This is a genomic window from Amycolatopsis sp. NPDC004378 (genome assembly GCF_053602455.1).
Genome location: NZ_JBSGDR010000009.1, coordinates 81,982 through 100,773, shown reverse-complemented (window position 1 = coordinate 100,773; position 18,792 = coordinate 81,982). Strand labels below are relative to the sequence as shown.

The 18,792-nt window shown below is 71.1% G+C and carries 12 protein-coding genes; 3 read left to right on the top strand and 9 right to left on the bottom strand.

Annotation, left to right across the window (positions count from 1 at the left end; all coding sequences use genetic code 11):
* Positions 1-38 precede the first annotated feature (38 nt).
* The gene (locus tag ACWEN0_RS25730) at positions 39-749 is read left to right on the top strand and encodes a PP2C family protein-serine/threonine phosphatase (protein ID WP_451978407.1); all 711 of its coding nucleotides are present in this window, start codon (positions 39-41) and stop codon (positions 747-749) included.
* Here the strand turns inward: ACWEN0_RS25730 and ACWEN0_RS25725 are convergent, their stop codons facing one another.
* From ACWEN0_RS25725 to ACWEN0_RS25695, 7 genes are all read right to left on the bottom strand, one after another.
* A complete protein-coding gene (locus ACWEN0_RS25725) occupies positions 750-1,226 on the bottom strand; it encodes a DUF2127 domain-containing protein (RefSeq protein ID WP_451978404.1) in 477 nt (158 codons plus the stop codon). It lies immediately after the preceding gene.
* A gap of 26 nt (positions 1,227-1,252) precedes the next feature.
* Complete coding sequence (locus ACWEN0_RS25720) at positions 1,253-1,498, bottom strand: zinc finger protein (protein ID WP_451978402.1); 246 nt, start codon at positions 1,496-1,498, stop codon at positions 1,253-1,255.
* 85 nt (positions 1,499-1,583) lie between these two features.
* Positions 1,584-3,911 carry a GH92 family glycosyl hydrolase gene (locus tag ACWEN0_RS25715; protein WP_451978399.1) on the bottom strand — a complete coding sequence of 776 codons (2,328 nt, stop codon included), beginning with the start codon at positions 3,909-3,911 and terminating at the stop codon, positions 1,584-1,586.
* A gap of 82 nt (positions 3,912-3,993) precedes the next feature.
* Positions 3,994-5,442 carry an amidohydrolase gene (locus tag ACWEN0_RS25710; protein ID WP_451978396.1) on the bottom strand — a complete coding sequence of 483 codons (1,449 nt, stop codon included), beginning with the start codon at positions 5,440-5,442 and terminating at the stop codon, positions 3,994-3,996.
* Positions 5,443-5,747: 305 nt separating this feature from the next.
* Complete coding sequence (locus ACWEN0_RS25705; protein ID WP_451978393.1) at positions 5,748-7,301, bottom strand: ABC transporter permease; 1,554 nt, start codon at positions 7,299-7,301, stop codon at positions 5,748-5,750.
* Positions 7,298-8,206 (bottom strand): ABC transporter ATP-binding protein, encoded by a 909-nt coding sequence (locus tag ACWEN0_RS25700; RefSeq protein WP_451978391.1) that lies wholly within the window; start codon positions 8,204-8,206, stop codon positions 7,298-7,300. Before ACWEN0_RS25700 ends, ACWEN0_RS25705 begins: the two co-directional genes overlap by 4 nt.
* 2 nt (positions 8,207-8,208) lie before the next feature.
* Positions 8,209-8,823: a TetR/AcrR family transcriptional regulator gene (locus ACWEN0_RS25695; RefSeq protein WP_451978389.1), complete on the bottom strand. Its 615-nt coding sequence runs from the start codon at positions 8,821-8,823 to the stop codon at positions 8,209-8,211.
* A 238-nt stretch (positions 8,824-9,061) separates the two neighbouring features.
* Between ACWEN0_RS25695 and ACWEN0_RS25690 the strand changes: the two genes are divergently transcribed.
* Positions 9,062-12,292, top strand: a complete 3,231-nt coding sequence (locus ACWEN0_RS25690; RefSeq protein WP_451978386.1) for a S8 family serine peptidase — start codon at positions 9,062-9,064, stop codon at positions 12,290-12,292.
* 46 nt (positions 12,293-12,338) lie between these two features.
* Here ACWEN0_RS25690 and ACWEN0_RS25685 read toward each other — a convergent pair whose 3' ends face one another.
* Positions 12,339-13,502 (bottom strand): ROK family protein, encoded by a 1,164-nt coding sequence (locus ACWEN0_RS25685; RefSeq protein WP_451978383.1) that lies wholly within the window; start codon positions 13,500-13,502, stop codon positions 12,339-12,341.
* Positions 13,503-13,599: 97 nt separating this feature from the next.
* Between ACWEN0_RS25685 and xylA the strand changes: the two genes are divergently transcribed.
* Positions 13,600-14,748, top strand: coding sequence for a xylose isomerase (gene xylA / locus ACWEN0_RS25680; protein WP_451978380.1), 1,149 nt, complete (start codon positions 13,600-13,602; stop codon positions 14,746-14,748).
* Positions 14,749-14,805: 57 nt separating this feature from the next.
* Here the strand turns inward: xylA and ACWEN0_RS25675 are convergent, their stop codons facing one another.
* On the bottom strand, positions 14,806-18,675 hold the full coding sequence (locus tag ACWEN0_RS25675) for a carbohydrate-binding protein (protein WP_451978377.1): 3,870 nt from the start codon (positions 18,673-18,675) through the stop codon (positions 14,806-14,808).
* Positions 18,676-18,792: the final 117 nt, after the last annotated feature.

Below are 18,792 nucleotides of genomic sequence, written 5' to 3'. Positions count from 1 at the left end.
CGCGGATCATGGGGTGCAGAGGGGATGAGGAGGCCGCGATGATCACGACACGTCCGGGGTACCCACGCTGGCACACCGCGAGCGCCCAGGGGCCGCGCTCGCTCAACGCCGATGCCGTCGGGGCCTACGCCGCCGCCGGCGGGCCCGGCATCGTGTTCGCGCTCGCCGACGGTGTCGGGGATGATCCCGCCGCCGCGCGGGCCGCCCGCATCGCGGCCGCGGCCGCCGCTCGCACCCCTGTCCACAAAGGACCTGTCGAGGCCGTTCTCGCCGCGCAGCAGGCGGTTCGCGAACAGACGTACGGGGACGCGGTGCTCGTCGTCGCGATGCCGGCGGCGCACGGCGGGTACCGCATCGCCTGGGTGGGCGACGCCCGCGCGTACGCCTGGGACGGCGCGACGCTTGCCCGGCTGACCACCGACCACACGCTCGCCGAGTACTTCCGCGCGCGCCACCAGCCGGTGACCCCGCGGATGGAGCACGTGGTCACCACGAGCGTCCGCACGACGAAGCCGCACGAGATCGGCACGGCGGACACGAGGAGCACCGGCCTGCTGCTGACCAGTGACGGCGTCCACAAGCCGCTGACCGGCAGCGGGATTCGCGCGGTGCTGGCCCAGCCGGGCACGGGCGCCACGGAGCTCGTCGACGCGGCCCTCGCCCGCGGCGGCTCGGACAACGCGACCGCCGTCTACGTCGAACCCCTGGAGGCCGACGTCACGACGGTGCGATTTCCCGTCGCCGCCTGACTAGCCCCGCTTCAGCTGCCGGTACTCACGCAGGATGAGGACGATGATCACGACGTCGAGCGCGGCGAAGAACGGCAGCGCGATCGAGTGCGTGTGCACCGCCCGGAAGATCTCGTAGACGACGAAGGCCGCGAGGATCAGCGCGGCGACCGGGTACGCGCGCACGATCTTGCGGGCCAGCGCCCAGACCAGGCCGAGCTTGATGAGGCCGTGGGCGAGCAGGTAGGCGACGGCGAAGGTCTTCGTGTCGCCGTGGAGGAAGTTCTCCGTCGCCGACTCGAGGTGCCGCGCGAGGGTGCCGGACGGATCGCCGAGCAGGTCTCGCGTGATGACGGCGTGGGTGAACCCGCTGACGGTCGACGCGGGGATGAACGCGAGGATCAGGGCCCCGACGACCTGCAGTGCGCCGTCGAGGCCCTTGATCGCGATGGCGACCCGGAAGAACTTCTCGGTCGCGGTCGTCTTCGTCTCCGACATGCCTCCAGCTCAGCACGAACCCGGCGTCAGCGCACGTGGACACCCCTTTTCACACCGTTCGTCCGGGTCGGTGCCGGATGGCACCGGCTCGTCCACACCGCCGCGCACTCCACGCAGGTGGGATCGAACCAATGGCCACCGAGCTGCGGCACATCACGTACCGCGACCGTCACCTCTTCCCCGCACAAGGTCCGGAACCGTTCATCGGGGCGAGGTGGGAACGGCCCCTCGAGCGCGTGCCGCTTCCCCTCCGCCTGCTGCCACCTCAACATGGCTCCAGTGAAGCCGTCACATCGGGTGAACACCAAGGCGTTGACCGGGTGGTACGACGTCCTCGAGCAGGCCGGCCGTCACACGTCACATCGCCGGTGGCGCCGACTTCGTCCCCCAGCTCGTCGGGGTGTCGCTCAACCGGAACTCGATCTTCCCGGCCCGCAGGAGATCCGCATGGGAAATCCACGAACGGTCGTACGCACGGTGTCCGATCTGGACGTCCTTTGTGTACTGCAGGTTCGACGCGCTCGCGCCCGGGGCGTCGATCTCCAGCCGGTGGCCGCCGGCCGGGTGGATCTCCACCTTTTCGAACATCGGCGTGCTGAGCAGGTACGTTCCGGAGCCGGGCTGGGCTTCGAAGATGCCGGTCATGCTGAAGACCAGCCACGACGAGATCGTGCCCAGGTCGTCGTTGCCCGGCATGCCGTACGGCGTGTCCGTGAAGAGCGTTCGCGCCGCTCGCAGCACCGCCGATGTCTTCCACGGTGCGCCCGTCCAGGTGTACATCCAGGGGGCGTGCAGGTCGGGCTCGTTGTTCGGGTTGAAGGCGAAGTTGTTGTGGTAGTCGTAGGCGCCGTGGACCCAGGAGTCCTTGGCGGCCTTCGCCGGGTCCGTGAGCAGCAGCGGCATGTCGAAGAACGTGTCGAGCCGCTTCTCCGCCTGACCCGCGCCGCCCATCAGGCCGAACAGCTTCGCCGGGTCCTGCTGGGCGAGCCACTGGTACTGCCACGGCGTGCCCTCGTGGAAGCCGGTCGACTGGGCCGGGTCCGGGTCGCCGACGCCCGTGCCGTCCGCCGCGCGGGTGCGCGGGAAGCCCGTGAAGCCGTGGGATTCGACGCTCGTGTCCCACAACTTGGCGAAGTTGCCGCAGCGGGCGGACAGCGTCTTCGCCTTGTCGCGGTACCCCAAGCCGGTCGCCATCGTGGAGAGGGCGCAGTCGGCGAGGGCGTACTCGAGGGTCGCCGAACCGGCCTGGCGGGTGTCGCCGTAGGTGTAGCCGGGCAGGTCCTGGTAGCCGATCCAGCCGTTTTTCACGTACGTCGGGTTGCCGTCGCGGCCGCGGAAGATCGACTGGTCCGCGGGCACTTCGTTGGCGTTGCGCCACAGCGCGTCGAAGAGCTGGCGCGCGGTCTTGTCGTCGAGGAGGCCGCGGCGGTAGTTGTCGACGACCCACGGCGTCACGGGGTCGCCGCTCATCACGTTCGTCTCGCCGCCGGCCAGCGCCCAGCGCGGCACCCAGCCGCCGTCCTGGTAGATCTTGAGGACGGACTTGGTCATGTCCGCCGCCTTGTCCGGGTGCAGCAGCGCGACCAGCTGGTTCTGCGAGCGATAGGTGTCCCACAGCGAGAACATCTGGTAATAGGTGTCCCGGCTGCGGTGCACGGCGTCGTCGAAGCCGCGGTAGGCACCGTCCACATCGGACCCGACCGACGGGTGCAGCAGCGACCGGTACAGCGCGCTGTAGTACGTCCGCTGGTCGGCGGGCGTCCCGCCGGCGACGCGCATGCGGTTCAGCTCGTCGCGCCAGGTGTCGTGGGCCGCGGTCCGCGCCTTGTCGAAAGACTTCGGCTGCTCGGCGCCGCGGTTCAGCCGGGCGCCGTCGATCGACGTGTACGACAGGCCGACGGACGCGCCGACCTGGCTCTTGTCGGTGCCGAAGCTGAGCCACGCACCGGCGCGCTGGCTGCCGAGGGCGGCGTCGCGCCGGTTCGCCGTGAGCTTGGTGTCGGTCCACGTGCCGAAGCTCGTGAACTTGCGGTCGAACTTGGCGCTGAAGAAGACCCTGTACCGCTCCTTCTGCGTCTCCCAGCAGAAGTTGCCGCCCTGGAGCCAGCCTTCGACGGTGTCGTCGCCGACGACGTGGACGTCCCCGGCGTAGGTGTAGCCGTTGCTCTCGCCGACCTCGATCAGCACGTTCTCGCTCGCGCCGGCGGGGAACGTGTAGCGGTGCTGGCCGGTGCGCTGGGTGGCGGTCAGCTCGGCTTCGATGCCGTTGTCGAGCTTGACGCCGTAGTACCCGGGTTGGCGGGTTTCGTTGGCGTGGCTGAACTTCGCGCCGTACTGCGCGGGGTCGCTGCTGGTGACGGCGCCGGTGGTCGGCATGAACCGGAAGTTGCCCATGGTCTGGCAACCGACGCCGGAGAGGTGCGTGTGGCTGAAGCCGAGGGTGGTGTCCTGCGCGTAGTCGTAGGACGCGTACTTCTTGAGCTGGGTGTCCGGGCTCAGCTGCACCATCCCGAAGGGCGTGGTCGCGCCCGGGAAGGTGGTGCCGTCCCCGTTGTTGCCGATCGAGGTGTCGACGAGGGTCGTGGGGTCGTCGGCGAACCGGGTTCCGGCTTCGGCGGGGGTCGCGAGGCTGAAGGCGGTGGCCCCGGCGAGCAAGGTGGCAAGGACGCGTGTCCCCGGCTTCATCCGTGTCCTCCTGACAACGTTGTCAACTGCACGGTGGGATCTTTTCCGTTGTCCACCGGACAAATCAACCCCCGGAGGTGGGTCAGATCTGATGCGTGACGTGGCCGCCGAGGATCGTCGCCGTCACCGGGAGCGTGCGCAGATCTGCGGCCGAGAGCACCGACGGGTCCGCCGCCGTCACCATCAGGTCCGCCACGTCCCCCACCGCGACCCCGCGACGTCCGCCCGAGGCCGCCGCCAGCGCGTCCGGCAGGGTGATCGACTGCTCCGGGTGCCATGGCGGGCGGTCGTCGTCGGTGCGGAAGACCGCCGCGGCGATCCCGTCCCAGGGGTCCAGCGGGGCGACCGGCGCGTCCGACCCGAACTCCAGCCGCGCCCCGGACTCCAGCAGCGAACGGTAGGGGAACGCCCGCGAAGTCCGGCCGTGCCAGTGCCGGTCGGCGACGTCGCGGTCGTCGGGCTGGTGGGCCGGCTGGACCGAAGCCACCAGGCCCAGCTCCGCGAACCGCGGGACGTCCGAAGCCGAGAGCAGCTGCGCGTGCTCGATCCGGCCCGGACAGCCGACCTGCGCGAACGCGTCCAGTGCGATCGTGTTGGCCTGGTCGCCGATCGCGTGGACCGCCGGGAGCAGGCCGTGCGCGAAAGCCCGGTCCAGCAACGGAACCAGGTCCTCGGGCGGGAGTTCGAGGAGCCCCGGCGAATCACTGCCCGGGTACGGGTCGTGGCAATAGGCCGTGCGCGTGTTGAGCGAGCCGTCGACGAACAGCTTGAACGGGCCCACCGTCAGCAGCCCGCCGGAGTCCGGCAGGACGTCGCCCGTGCGGTGGCCGCGTTCGATGGTCTGGTCCAGCAGGTACCGCGCGATCACGCAGGAGATCCGCGTCGACGGCGCACCGCGGCGCGTCCAGTCCGCCACGGTGTCCGCGTACTCGTAGTCGACGATCTGCGTCACGCCGCGCGCGGCCGCCGCGGCGACCGCCTCCAGCACCCACTGGTCCTGGACGTCGATCGCGGCGCTCGGCAGCTGGGCCGTCGCGCTCATGCAGTCGCTCTCCAGCAGCACACCCGTCGGGTGCTCGCGGCCGATCAGCTTCAGCGCCGCCGGGCTCAGCCACAGCGTGTGCAGGTCCGCGCTGAACAACGCCACCGCACGCCCGGGCAGCGCCCGCTGCAGCAGCTCCTTGTGCGGCCTGTCCGGCCAGAGCCCGTCGCGGAAACCCGCGCCCACCACCAGCTCCGACTGCGGCGCCGGCGTCGCCAGCAGGTGCGCCAGCAGCAGTTCGACCGCCTGCCCCGCTGACCGCGCCGCTCCGAGCGGGATCCGGCGGCGGAACGTCGCCCACTGCACGAGGTGGACGTGCGCATCGACCAGCCCCGGCAGCAGCGTCCCGCCGTGGCCGTCGACGACCCGCGCCGCGAACCCGGGCGAGCCCGGTTCGGTGATCGCCGTGACGCGGCCGTCGTTCACCCGGACGTCCGAGAGCACCCCGCCGAGCCCCGGCCGCACGCGGCGCAGGAGGAGATCATCCATGCGGACCACCATGCCAGGAGGACCCGTCCGGGTGAAGCCGCGCTTCAAAGTGAAATATCCGGGGTATTCCCCCCGTTGTAAGAGATGGCAGCCGTCGCCCGCCGAAGGGTCAGGGCCGGTCCATGGGCGCCGCCTTCACAAGCCGCGCAGGGTTCGACTCCCTCGGTTGCCGCGCGTTTCTCGGGGCGAGCCCTGTGCGCGGAATGCGCGCACCGGTCTCGCCCCGCGGTGTTCCCGGGGGTCGAACCCCCGGACCCCCGCCAGGGGCAAGCCCCCTGGACCCCCGCCGTGGTCGCGTTTCGCTGTCAGCCCACCGGGATGTCACGCCTCCGCAACGCCGCCAGGCCGCCGACGCCCGCCACCAGCGCGATCGCGACCAGCCAAGCCACCGGCGCCACCGAGAACGTCCCGCCGGGCAGGCGCGGCAGGTGCTGGAACGGTGAAATGCCCAGCACGACGTCGTTCCACAGCAGCGCCGATCCCACCAGTGACAACAGCAGGAACGCGCCCAGCAGTCCCCACGCCGCCGCCGCGAAGCGGGGGGCCAAGCCGATCAGCAATGCCGACAGGCCCGCCAGTACCCACACCGCCGGCAGCTGGGCCAGTGCCGCCGGGACCAGGGAAGCGCCGTACGCCAGGCTCGTCGCCAGACCGGTGACTGCCAGCAGGGCCGCCGAGCCCAGCAGCGCGAACGTCAGGTGTGCCAGAGCCCAGCCGGTTCGGCCGACCGCCGTCGCCAGCACCGGTTCCGCACGGCCCGCCGCCTCTTCCGCACGCAGCTTCAGCGTCGCCTGCACCGCGTAGCCCGCCGCCGCGAGGCCGAACAACATCATCGTGCCGGCCAGGTACGCGTCCAGCACCGCGCCTCCGCCGCCCAGGCGCGAAAACACGTCCGCGACCGCCTTGTTGTCCCGCAGCAGGTCCGCGACGTTCTGCGCGACCCCGCCCATCAGCAGCCCGACCAGGGCCAGGCAGACGGTCCAGACCAGCAGCGTTCCCCGCTGCAGCCGCCAGGCCAGCGCCAACGGCGACCGCAGCGACGCCTTCGCCGTCGCTCGCCCCAGCCGGGCCGGCAGCAGCGCCGCGCCGAGGTCGCGACGCGCCGACAGCGCGACGGCCAAGACCACCAGGAGGCCGGTGCAAGCCAAGGCCAGGCCGAGCACCCACCACTGCTCCCCCGCGAACGGCCGCATCCGGTGCGCCCAGCCGATCGGCGACAGCCACGAGAGCCACCCCGCCGGGACGCTGTCCCCCGCGGCCCGCAGCAGGAACGCCGGCACGAGCACGCCGATCCCGATCCCCCGCGCGCCACCGGCGCCCCACGTGAGCTGCGCGGCGACCGCGCCGACCCCGGCGAAAACCCAGCCCGCCAGCGAGAACTCGAGTCCCAGCGCGAACGCCCCCGCGACCGGAACCCCTTGGGCGGCAACGCCGGCCCCGACCAGGATCCCGAACACCAGACACGCGCCGCAGGCGGCGAGCACCGCGGCCGCCAGCCCGGCGTGCCGCCCGACGACGGTCGCCCCGGTCAGCTCCCGGCGTCCCGCCTCCTCCTCGGTCCGCGTGTGCCGGACGACGGTGAGCAGCGCGATCAGCCCGACGACCACGGGAACGAACCCGCACTGCCAGGCCAGCAGGTTCCCGGCCGACGAGCCGTAGAGCGGCCCGTTGCGGACGACGAAGGTCGCGCTGGAAGCGTTGACGTCGTAGAAGTGCTGCCGCGACGCCGCGTCCGGGTAGGCCGCCTTGATCGACGCCAGGTACCCCATCGGCGCGACCGCCAGGCAGACGATCCACAGCGGCATCAGCAGCCGGTCGCGGCGCAGCACCAGCCGCAGCAACGCCCCGGTCCCGGTCATCGCACCGCTCCGGCCGGCTCGTCGTGCCGGTAGTGGCGCAGGAACAGCTCCTCGAGCGTCGGCGGCCGGCTCACCAGGCTCCGCAGCCCGGCCTCGGCGAGGTGCCGCATGACGTCGTCGAGCGAAGACTGGTCGACGGACAGGTGGACGTGCGAGCCGTACGAGCTCAGGTCGTGGACGCCCGGCAGCGAAGCCAGGCCGGCCGGCACGTGCGCGAGCGACGCGTCGATCGTGATCCGGCCGAGGTGCCGCAGTTCGTCCAGGGTCCCGGACTCGACGGTCCGCCCGGCCCGGATGATCGTGACGCGGTCGCACAGCGCCTCGACCTCGGACAGGATGTGCGAGGACAGCAGCACCGTGCGGTCGCCGCGTTCGCGTTCTTCCGCGACGACCTGCCGGAAGACCTCTTCCATCAGCGGGTCGAGCCCGGACGTCGGCTCGTCGAAGACCAGCAGCTCCACATCGGACGCCAGCGCCGCGACGAGCGCGACCTTCTGCCGGTTGCCCTTCGAGTACGTCCGGCCCTTCTTGCGCGGGTCGAGGTCGAAGCGCTCGATCAGCTCGGCGCGCCGCCCGTGGTCGAGCCCGCCGCGCAGCCGGCCGAGCAGGTCGATGACCTCGCCGCCGGTGAGGTTGGGCCAGAGCGTGACGTCGCCCGGGACGTAGGCGAGCCGCCGGTGCAACCGGGTGGCGTCGGTCCAGGGGTCGCCGCCGAGCAGGGTGGCGCGGCCGCCGTCGGCCCGCATCAGCCCGAGCAGGACGCGGATCGTGGTGGTCTTGCCGGCGCCGTTGGGCCCGAGGAACCCGTGCACCTCGCCGGTGTGGACGGTCAGGTCGAGACCGTCGAGGGCCTTCGTCCGGCCGAACGCCTTGGTGAGGCCGTCGGCAGTGATCGCTTCGGCCATCGTCATCCCTTCCTCCGGTGGGCGGCCAGCGCTTCGCGGGCCTTGTCGAGGACTTCGGAGTCGCCGAACGGGTTCAGGAACAGGTGCCCGGCGGCCATCGACATCCGCAGCATCGCTTCGTTCGTGCCCGGCTCCTCGCCGAGCGCGCGGGCGACGTGGTCCTGCAGGATCATCAGCCCGCCGGTCATGGCGGCGAGCGCGGCGGCGACGCCCCGCGGGTCGGGCAGGTCCATGCCCTGCTCCCGGAAGTAGGCCTCGGTGCCGTCGACGATCTCGGTGAACTGCGCGGCGGCGGCTTCGGAGCCGTCGACCATCCCGCGGCCCAGGTACCGGCGGTAGAGCAGCTGGCGGGCGTCGAACATCGGGAGGAAACCCGGGTCCGCCGCGCCCTTCGCCAGCACCTCCTCCTTGAACTTCAGCAGTTCGTCGAAGACGTAGGTGTCGCACGCCTCGCGCAGGCCGTCCTTGGAGCCGAAGTGGTGGCGGATCAGGCCACCCGAGACGCCGGCCTCCTCGGCGATGTCGAGGATCGATGTCTTTTCCATGCCGCGCTCGGTGAACAGGCGGATGGCGGCGTCCCGGATCCGGGCCCGTGCGGTGAAGTCTTCGGTGCTCATGACTGGTCCTATACGTACATGTAGTCGACTACACGAGAATATAATCCGCTACACGCACGTATAGCAAGGCGCCACTTTCACCGGAAAGCGGCGCTTCGGGTTGCCGCCCAACCCGGGCAGCCGGTTGGGCCATTCGGCCCGCAACCAAGTGCGGTCGATGGGCTAACTGTCTGATTGCTGCCGAAGATCTCCCGATGTGTACTTCACGGACGCATCACTTCACGAAGGGTCGTTCTCAGTGACACAGCACAGATCGCGCTGGAGACGGCGGGCCGGGATCACCGTCCTCGCCACCGCACTCGGCGCCTCCGTCCTCGGCGTCGCCGTCCCCGTGGCGGCCGCCCAGCAAGCCCCGCCCACCTCGGGCGCGGCCGACGGCAAGACCCTCGACGAGCACGACCGCGCGCTGGTCGCCGAAGCCGAGAAGGCCGGGAAGCCCGACGTCACGCTGCTGATCGCGGCGGAGAAGGGCCAGACCGGCGCCGCCGTGAACGAGCTCAAGGCCCTCGGCGGAGTCGTCCAGTCCACCGACACCAAGCTCGACTACGTCAAGGTCAGCGTCCCGACGGACAAGGCCGAGAAGGCCGCGAAGCTCAAGTCCGTCAACGCCGTCGACGTCGACGGCCTCATCATGCGCGACGACCCGAAGCCCGACGGCGCGACCACCCCGCTGCCGCAGCCGGCCCCGGGCAAGAACACCCCGCGCGTCAACCCGTACCTCCCCACCGGCGACACCTACGCGGCGCAGTTCGGCCAGGTCCTGCCCAACTGGGACGGCAAGGACACCACCGTCGCCGTGCTCGACTCCGGCGTCGACCTCGACTCCCCCGCGCTGGCCACCACCAGCCACGGCGAACGCAAGATCGTCGACTGGTACAACGCCAACGCCACCAACTCCGGCGACGGCACCTGGGTCAAGCAGTCCACCCAGACCTACACCGGCACCTTCACCGCGAACGGCAGGACCTGGACGGCCCCGGCCGGCGGCCCGTACACGTTCGGCGTGTTCGGCGAGACCGCGGGCGACCTGGGCGCCGCGGACAGCGAGACCGGCGGTGACATCAACCGCGACGGCGACCGCGCCGACTCCTGGGGCGTGCTGCTCGACCCCGCGACCAAGGAGGTCCGGGTCGACCTCAACGGCAACGGCGACTTCACCGACGAAAAGCCGATGACCGACTACAACAAGAAGTTCGACGTCGGCTACTTCGGCACCGACAACCCGGCGACCGACATCGCCGAGCGGATGGCCTTCGTGGTCCAGACCGACAAGCCGGGCTACGTAGGCATCGGCATCGCCGGCGCCGAACACGGCTCGCACGTCGCGGGCATCGCCACCGGCAACGACCTGTTCGGCGGCAAGATGGACGGCGCGGCCCCGGGTGCGAAGGTCCTGGCCGTCAAGGTCTGCCTCACCGGCAGTGCCTGCACGTCGTCCGGCCTGATCGACGGTGTCGTCTACGCGGCCAGCCACGGCGCCGACGTCATCAACATCTCCATCGGCGGCCTGCCCGCGCTCAACGACGGCAACAACGCCCGCGCGGAGCTCTACAACCGCACGATCGCCGAGTACAACGTCCAGATCTTCATCTCGGCCGGCAACAGCGGCGCCGGGGCGAACACCGTCGGCGACCCGTCGGTGGCCACGGACGCGATCTCGGTCGGCTCGTACATCACCAAGGAGACCTGGCTCTCGAACTACGGCTCGAAGACCGCGTCGCCCGAGTCGATGCACCCGTTCTCCTCGCGCGGCCCGCGTGAGGACGGCGGCTTCAAGCCGGACATCATCGCGCCCGGCGCGGCGATCTCGACGGTGCCGCGGTGGGAGCAGCCGAGCCCGGTGCCCGGCACGTACACCCTGCCGGCCGGTTACTCGATGCTGCAGGGCACGTCGATGGCGGCGCCGCAGGCGACCGGCGCGGCGGCGCTGCTGGTGAGCGCGTACAAGGCGACGCACAACGGCCGGCGGCCGCCGGTGGCGCAGCTGCGTTCGGCGATCAAGTCGACCGCGCGGTTCGTGCCGGGCATCGGCGCGTACGCCCAGGGCGCGGGCCTGTTCAACGTCCCCGCCGCGTTCGTCGCGCTTTCGCTCAACCCGAAGCCGGACACCGTTTCGACGGCGGTCGAGGTGCACACCGTCCAATCCGGACAGCTGGCCACCCCGAACACCGGTGTGGGCATCCACGACCGCGAGGGCGTGACCACCGGCAAGGCGTACACCCGCACGTACACGGTCACCCGGACCACGGGCTCGGCGAAGCCGGTGCCGTACTTCGCGCGGTGGGTCGGCGACGACGGGACGTTCTCCTCGGGGTCCACCCTGGTCCTGCCGCTCAACACCCCGGTGAAGTTCGACGTCAAGGTGACCCCGAAGAACGCGGGCGTCCACTCGGCCCTGCTGTACCTGGACAACCCGCTGACCGTCGGCATCGACGTGCAGACCCTCAACACGGTCTTCGCGCCGCAGGAGTTCACCGCCGACAAGGGGTACCGGGTCGACGTCTCCGGCAAGATCGCCCGCAACCAGGCGACCAGCTACTTCGTGCGGGTGCCGCAGGGCGCCAGCGCGCTGAAGGTGGACCTGGACGCCGGCGCCGGCGCCCCGGGCAAGGGCCAGGTGCGGTTCCTGCGCTACGACCCGACCGGCGTGCCGGCCGAGGCGAGCACGTCGACGACGTACTGCTACCTCCCCGACGCGGGTGCGGGCTGCCCCGGCGGCACGCCGACCAGCCGGACCTTCGCCAACCCGCTGCCGGGTGTGTGGGAGATCGTCGTCGAGGCGCGCCGGACGTCCGATGTGGACAACGCGGCGTACAAGCTGAGCGCTTCGGTGCTGGGCACGGCGATCACGCCGAACCCGGACACCATCGCCTCGGCCACGCTGAACACGCCGATCGCGCGGTCCTACACGGTGAAGAACTCGCTCGGCGGGTTCACCGGCAAGCTGTCCGGCGCCACGCTGGGCAGCGCGAAGGTCTCGCGGCCGTCGATCGCCGAAGGTGCGCAGCAGCAGTACCAGATCGCGGTGACGCCGGGTTCGACGTCGCTGACCGCCACGATCGGCAACACCTCGGTCGCGGGCACCGACCTCGACCTGGTGTTGTACAACTGCACGACCGGCACGTGCGTGCAGGCCGGGATCAGCGCGGACGGTGACGCCGAGGAGTCGGTGACCATCGCCAACCCGGCCGCCGGGATCTGGGTCGCGCTGGTCGACGGGTTCGCGGTGCCGGGCGGCACCACCGACTACGACTACCTCGACGTGTTCACCAACCCGGCGTTCGGCTCGGTCGCGGTGACCGACGCCAACGCCGAGCGCGCGACGGGCAGCTCGTGGACGGTCCCGGCGACGGTGACGGCCACGGCCGCCCCCGCGGCCGGCCGGAGCCTGCGCGGTCAGCTGACCGTGCAGACCGACACCGGCGTCACGGTCGGCACCTCACTGGTGCAGATCAACGCCGTGAGCTAGTTGTGGTCCGTGAAGGCCGCCCCGGGGAACTCCCCCGGGGCGGCCTTCACGCTTCCTGGGCCCGGGTGAGGAACGGTGCCGGGTCGGCGAGCACGCGGTGCACCACCCGGCCCGCCGCGCCGAGGGTCGCTGCGTCGCCACCCAGCCGTGACGCCGACAGCACCGGTGGTGCGCCGCGGAGGCCGCCGAGGCGGGTGGACAGGACGTCGGACACCGGGCCGGACAACCACGGGTACAGCTGCGTGAACACGCCGCCGAGCACGATGCGGTCCAGGTCGAGGAGGTTGACCGCCGACGTCAGGGCGATGCCGAGGGCTCGCCCGGCGGCCGTGCACGCCTCACGTGCCGCGCGGTCGCCCCCTTCGAGGGCGGTCAGGAACGCCGGGAGCGCGGGTGCGTTTCCGGCCGCCAGCAACGCTTCCTGGCCCGCGAAGGTCTCCAGGCAGCCGCTGCCACCGCAGCGGCAGAGCGGGCCCCGGGGTGCGACGACGACGTGCCCCAGCTCGCCGGCCAGCCCGCGGGCGCCGGCGAACAGCGTGCCGTTCACCACCAGGCCCGCGCCGATGCCGATCTCGCCCGAGACGTAGAGGAAGTCGCGCTCGCCGTCGCCGTACCAGAGCTCGCCGAGGGCCGCGAGGTTCGCTTCGTTGTCCAGCTCGACCGGGATCGGCAGGTGCAGCAGGTCGGCCGGCCGGACGTCCTGCCAGCCGAGGTTGGGGGCGCTGAACAGGACGCCGTCGCCGACCGGGCCGGACACCGCGAGCACCGCGCCCGCCACCTCGAGGCCGAGCCGGTGGGTTTCGGTGAGCGCGTCTTCAGCCAGCTGCTGCAGCTCGGCGAGGACCTTCTTCGGCCGCGAGCCGCGGTTGTCGCGTTCGCGGCGCGCGGCGAACCGGACGTCGCCGGTGAGGTCGAGCACGCGGACTGCGAGGTAGTCGACGTTGATCTCCAGCCCCAGCGACGCCACGCGCGCGCCGCTGAGCACGACCGCCACCCCCGGCCGGCCGCGTTCGCCCGCGCGGGCGGGCCCGGTCTCGGCGAGCAGCCCGGCGTCGACGAGGTCGCCGACGAGCTTGCTGACCGTCGACTTGGTCAGGCCCGTGCGCTCGGCGAGCGCCGCCCGGGTGAGCGGGCCGCCGCGGCTGACCGCGCCCAGCACGACCTCAAGGTTGCGGGCGCGCATCTCCTCGTGCCGCACGGCCTGGGTCATCGTGTCCTCCTGACCAGTACCTTAACCGGCCTCTTGACGCCCGGGACCACCACGGCGCATATTTAGTCTACAACGTGAACTAAATGAAGGGACAGTCATGAGCGACTACGCTCCCCAGCCGGCCGACAAGTTCACCTTCGGCCTCTGGACCGTGGGCTGGCCCGCGAACGACCCGTTCGGAGTCGGGACGCGGCCGCCGCTCGACCCGGTGGAGAGCGTGCACCGGCTGGCCGAGCTGGGCGCGTACGGCGTGACCTTCCACGACGACGACCTGCTCGCCACCGAGCCGGACCGCGACAAGGCGATCGAGGCCTTCCGCAAGGCGCTGGCCGAGACCGGCCTGAAGGTGCCCATGGCGACGACGAACCTGTTCACCCACCCGGTGTTCAAGGACGGCGGCCTGACGAGCAACGACCGCGACGTCCGGCGCTACGCGCTGCGCAAGGTGCGCCGCAACCTCGACCTCGCGGCCGAGCTGGGCGCGGAGACCTACGTCGTCTGGGGCGGCCGCGAAGGCGCCGAGTCCGACGCGGCGAAGGACGTCCGCGCGGCGCTGGCCCGCTACAAGGAGGGCCTGGACCTGCTGGCGGACTACGTCGTCGAGAAGGGCTACTCGCTGCGGTTCGCGCTGGAGCCCAAGCCGAACGAGCCCCGCGGCGACATCCTGCTGCCGACGATCGGGCACGCGCTGGGCTTCATCTCACAGCTGGCACGGCCGGAGCTGTTCGGGCTGAACCCGGAGGTCGGGCACGAGCAGATGGCCGGGCTGAACTTCGTGCACGGCATTTCGCAGGCGCTGTGGCAGGGCAAGCTGTTCCACATCGACCTGAACGGCCAGCACGGCCCCAAGTACGACCAGGACCTGATCTTCGGCCACGGCGACCTGAAGAGCGCGTTCTTCCTCGTCGACCTGCTGGAGAACGGCGGCTACGAGGGCCCGCGCCACTTCGACTACAAGCCGCTGCGCACCGAGGACCCCTCGGACGTCTGGGTCTCGGCGGCGGCGAACATGCGGACCTACCTGATCCTCAAGGAGAAGTCGGCCAGGTTCCGCTCGGACCCGGAGGTCGCGGAGGCCCTGGCGGCTTCGCGGGTGCCGGACCTCGCGACGCCGACGCTGGCGCCGGGCGAGTCGTTCGACGACCTGCTGAAGGACGACTTCGACCTGGACGCGGCGGCCGCCCGCGGCTACCACTTCACCCGCCTCAACCAGCTGGCCCTGGAGCACCTGCTCGGCGTCCGCTGACAAGCCGTGAATGGCACATCGAGGGACTTGAAGTCCCTCGATGTGCCATTCACGGATCTACGAGACGGTGAGAGTGTCGACGTCGAACAGGGAACCCGCGCCGCCCCGGAAGACGAGGTGGAGCGGGCCCGAGCCGGACGTCACCGTCGTCGAGACCGTCCGGAACGTCTCCCAGCTTCCGGTGACCGGCACCGTGACGGTACCCAGGAGGGTGCCGGCCGGGGAGCCGTCGCGGATCTCGATCGTGCCGCCCGCGCCCGCCGAGGAGACGACGGCGCTGAACCGCGTGATGCCCGACGTGCTCACCGGCGCGTACCCGGCCCAGTCGCCGTTTTCGATGTAGCCCAGGGTGTTACCGCCACTCGCCGGGGCGTGCGGGGCCACCTGGACGCCCGAACCCGACGTGAACGACTCACCCTCCACAGTGGACGACGACGAGCCGCACGAGCCCGGGACGACCCCGGCCGCGTACCGGATCGCGCCGACCAGCGAGGTCCGGAACAGCGGGTCGGAGTACGACTCGATCGTGTGGCCGAGGCCGGTGTAGAACGCGCGGCCGCTCCCCTGCGGGTGGCACCACGTGATCGGGTGGTCCGCCCCCATCTCGCCGCCCGTGTAGCTCGACTCGTCGAGCGTCTGCACCACGTGCACCGCGCCGCGCGGGTTCGTCCGGTAGTTGTACAGCTCGTCCGTGCGGGTCCACGTCGAGGGCAGGGAGGACGTCGCCGGGTGGGTGGCGTCCTCCGTCACGAACCGCGCCTGCTGGATCGCCGGGTGGCTCTTGAACCACGCCCCGACGAGCGTGCCGTACCACGGCCAGTCGTACTCGGTGTCGGCCGCCGCGTGGATGCCCAGGTAGCCGCCGCCTCCCTCCACATAGGACCGGAACGCCGCCTGCTGCGTGTCGTCCAGGACGTCGCCGGTGGTCGACAGGAACACCACCGCCCGGAAGCGGGCCAGCGACGCGGCCGTGAACACCGACGCGTCCTCGGTCGCTGTCACGCCGAAGCCGTTGGCCGCGCCCAGCTCCCGGATCGCCTGGATCCCCGCCGGGATCGAGTCGTGCCGGAAGCCGGCCGTCTTGGAGAACACCAGCACGTCGTACGGCGGATCGGCCTGGGTCGGCACACCACTCAGGCCAAAGGTGTCGATGTCGAAGAGGGAACCGGAACCACCGTGGAACACCAGGAACAGCGGCCCGGACCCGCTCGACACCGCGGTCGTCACGGTCCGGAACGTCTCCCAGCTCCCGGTCGAGGGCACCGCGACCGTGCCCAGCAGCGTGCCGGTGGGCGAGCCCGACCGGATCTCGATCGTGCCGCCCGCGCCCGCGGACGACACCGAAGCCGTGAACCACGTGGCACCCGACGTGCTCACCGACGCGTAGCCGGCCCAGTCGCCGTCCTCGATGTAGCCCAGGGTGTTGCCGCCGCTCGCCGGGGCGTGCGGCGCGATCTGCACGCCCGAACCCGAGGTGAACGACTCGCCCTCGACGAGCGTCGACGCGGTGGTGAACGTGAACGCGTCCAGGTCGAAGAGGTTCCCCTGCCCGGTCACGCCCTTGAACACCAGGTACAACGTCGTCGTTCCGGCGGGCTGGGCAGCCAGGTTCGCGGAGACGTTCCGGAACGTCTCCCAGTCCCCGGTGTTCGCCACGGCCACGGACCCGAGCAGCGTGCCGGTCGGCGAGCCCGCGCGGACCTCCAGGGTGCCACCCGGCCCGGCCGAGGACACCCGCGCGCTGATCGACGTCGCGTTGCCCAGGGCGTACGGCGTGAAGGAGATCCAGTCGCCGTCGTCGGTGTAGCCGACCGTCCGGCCGCCCTCCGCCGCGCCGTGGTCGGCGAGCTGGACCCCGGACTGCGCCGAGAAGTGCTCGGCCTGCCGGTGCCGCGGCTGCAGCTTGTGGACGCTGTGCGACGTCAACCCGCCGCTGTCGGTGTACTCCGCGTCGAAGACGCCGAAGATGTTGGCCGCGGCGTCGTGTTCACCGTCGACCGGGACGGCGATCGACCCGCCGCACCCGGTCTGCTGCGTGATCTGGTGCTGGTGGCTGTCGTGGCCCAGCAGGTAGGTGACCTTGACCTTCGAGCAGTCGAGCGCGCCGTCCTCGGGGTCGCTGCCGGTCACCTGGAACGGCACCGTGTCCCCGAAGGAGAACAACTGGCCGTCTCCCGGGACAGCCAGGGAAACCGAAGGCGCGGTGTTCCCGACCGTGACGACCAGGCTCGCCGTGCCGGTCAGGCCCTCCGGATCGGCCACCGTGAGTGTCGGCGAGTAGGTCCCGTTGGTGGTGTAGGTGTGCGCCGGGTTCGCCGATGCCGACGTCGCGCCGTCGCCGAAGTCCCAGCGGTAGCTCAGTGCGCCGCCTTCGGGGTCGTTGCTGCCCGCCGAGGAGAAGTTCACGGTCAACGGATTCGGCCCGGACGTCCTGTCCGAAGCTGCTTTCGCGACCGGGTTGCGGTTCGTGCCCGCGAGGTACTCGATCCGGTACAGCGCCTGGTTGTCGTCGCCGGTGCCGTAGTCGAGGACGTACAACGCGCCGTCCGGGCCGAACGCCATGTCCATGACCTGCGTGCCGGACCACGGGAAGTCTTCGATGGCGCCCCGGCTGCCGTCGGAGTCGACGGTCACCGCCTTGATCCACTTGCGCCCGTACTCCCCCGCGAAGAACTTGCCGTCCAGGGACTGCGGGAACTTGATCGTGGACGTCGAAGCGGCGTCGTAGCGGTAGACCGGGCCGCCCATCGGCGACTCCGAGCCGCTGCCGAACTCCGGCGGCGAGCCCTCGTCGCCCGCGTACTTGATCCACGCGGCCTTCGGCACCGGCAGCTTCGCGAGCCCGGTGTTGCGGAACGAGGAGTTCGTCGGCCCGCCCGCGCAGTCGTACTTCGCGCCCGAAGGACCGCTCGGGAACGTGTAGTGGTTGTACGTCTCGGTCGTCGTGTTCGAGCCGGTGCAGTACGGCCAGCCGAAGTTGCCCGGCCCGGTGATCCGGTCGAACTCGACCTGGCCCTGCGGCCCGCGGTTCGGGTCGGTGGTGCCGGCGTCCGGGCCGTAGTCGCCGAGGTAGACGACGCCGGTCGGCTTGTCGACACTCATCCGGAACGGGTTGCGGAAGCCCATCGCGTAGATCTCCGGCCGCGTGCCCGCGGTGCCCGGCGCGAAGAGGTTGCCGGCCGGGACCGTGTACGTCCCGTCGGCCTGCGGGTGGATCCGCAGCAGCTTGCCGCGCAGGTCGTTGGTGTTGCCCGACGACCGCTGCGCGTCGAACTGCGGGTTGCGCGTGGTCCGCTCGTCGATCGGCGAATAGCTGTCGGAGGAGAACGGGTTGGTGTCGTCGCCGGTGGTGAGGTACAGGTTGCCCGCGGCGTCGAAGTCGATGTCACCGCCGACGTGACAGCACTGGCCGCGGTCGTTCGGGACCGCCATGACGACTTTCTCGCTGGCCAGGTCCAGGGTGTTGTCGGTCTTCAGGACGAACCGCGAGAGGTGCAGCTCGCCCTTGAACGGCGCGAAGTCCGCCTCGGTGCCGTCGGCCGGTGCGTCACCGTCCGGTGTGGACAGTCGCGGTGAGTGGTACAGCCAGATGTGGCGGTTCGTCGCGAAACCGGGATCGGCCGCGACGCCCTGGAGGCCCTCCTCGTCGTGGGTGTAGACGTTCAGCTTCGCCGCGACGGACGTCGCCCCCGCCGCGGTGGTGACGCGCACGGTGCCGTCGCGGGAGGTGTGCACGACCGAGCGGTCGGGCAGCACGGCGAGCGACATCGCTTCGCCGAGCTCGGCCGCGCCCGTGGCGAGCGCGACCTGCTGGTAGTCCGCGGGCGGGATGTCCGCGCGGGCCGGGTTGTCGACGGTGAGCAGGAGGCCGGCGCCGAGTACCGCGGCGCCGAACAGCCTCGCCCACTTCGGTGGGGACGGAGACATGCCGGTTCCTTCCTGATTTTGAGCGTGCTTCGCCCCGGAGTGGCGCGAAGCCGGTTTCGATCACCTTCCGACGGGGCCGGCGGTCACCCGTTGAGCAGCGTCAACGGTCGTGCCATC

Bases quoted from the DNA above. Each gene is read 5' to 3' on its own strand.
- ACWEN0_RS25720 (WP_451978402.1), bottom strand. From the start codon at position 1,498: ATGTTGAGGTGGCAGCAGGCGGAGGGGAAGCGGCACGCGCTCGAGGGG.
- ACWEN0_RS25705 (WP_451978393.1), bottom strand. From the start codon at position 7,301: ATGACCGGGACCGGGGCGTTGCTGCGGCTGGTGCTGCGCCGCGACCGG.
- ACWEN0_RS25675 (WP_451978377.1), bottom strand. From the start codon at position 18,675: ATGTCTCCGTCCCCACCGAAGTGGGCGAGGCTGTTCGGCGCCGCGGTA.
- ACWEN0_RS25715 (WP_451978399.1), bottom strand. From the start codon at position 3,911: ATGAAGCCGGGGACACGCGTCCTTGCCACCTTGCTCGCCGGGGCCACC.
- ACWEN0_RS25695 (WP_451978389.1), bottom strand. From the start codon at position 8,823: ATGAGCACCGAAGACTTCACCGCACGGGCCCGGATCCGGGACGCCGCC.
- ACWEN0_RS25700 (WP_451978391.1), bottom strand. From the start codon at position 8,206: ATGGCCGAAGCGATCACTGCCGACGGCCTCACCAAGGCGTTCGGCCGG.
- ACWEN0_RS25725 (WP_451978404.1), bottom strand. From the start codon at position 1,226: ATGTCGGAGACGAAGACGACCGCGACCGAGAAGTTCTTCCGGGTCGCC.
- ACWEN0_RS25685 (WP_451978383.1), bottom strand. From the start codon at position 13,502: ATGACCCAGGCCGTGCGGCACGAGGAGATGCGCGCCCGCAACCTTGAG.
- ACWEN0_RS25710 (WP_451978396.1), bottom strand. From the start codon at position 5,442: ATGGATGATCTCCTCCTGCGCCGCGTGCGGCCGGGGCTCGGCGGGGTG.
- xylA (WP_451978380.1), top strand. From the start codon at position 13,600: ATGAGCGACTACGCTCCCCAGCCGGCCGACAAGTTCACCTTCGGCCTC.
- ACWEN0_RS25730 (WP_451978407.1), top strand. From the start codon at position 39: ATGATCACGACACGTCCGGGGTACCCACGCTGGCACACCGCGAGCGCC.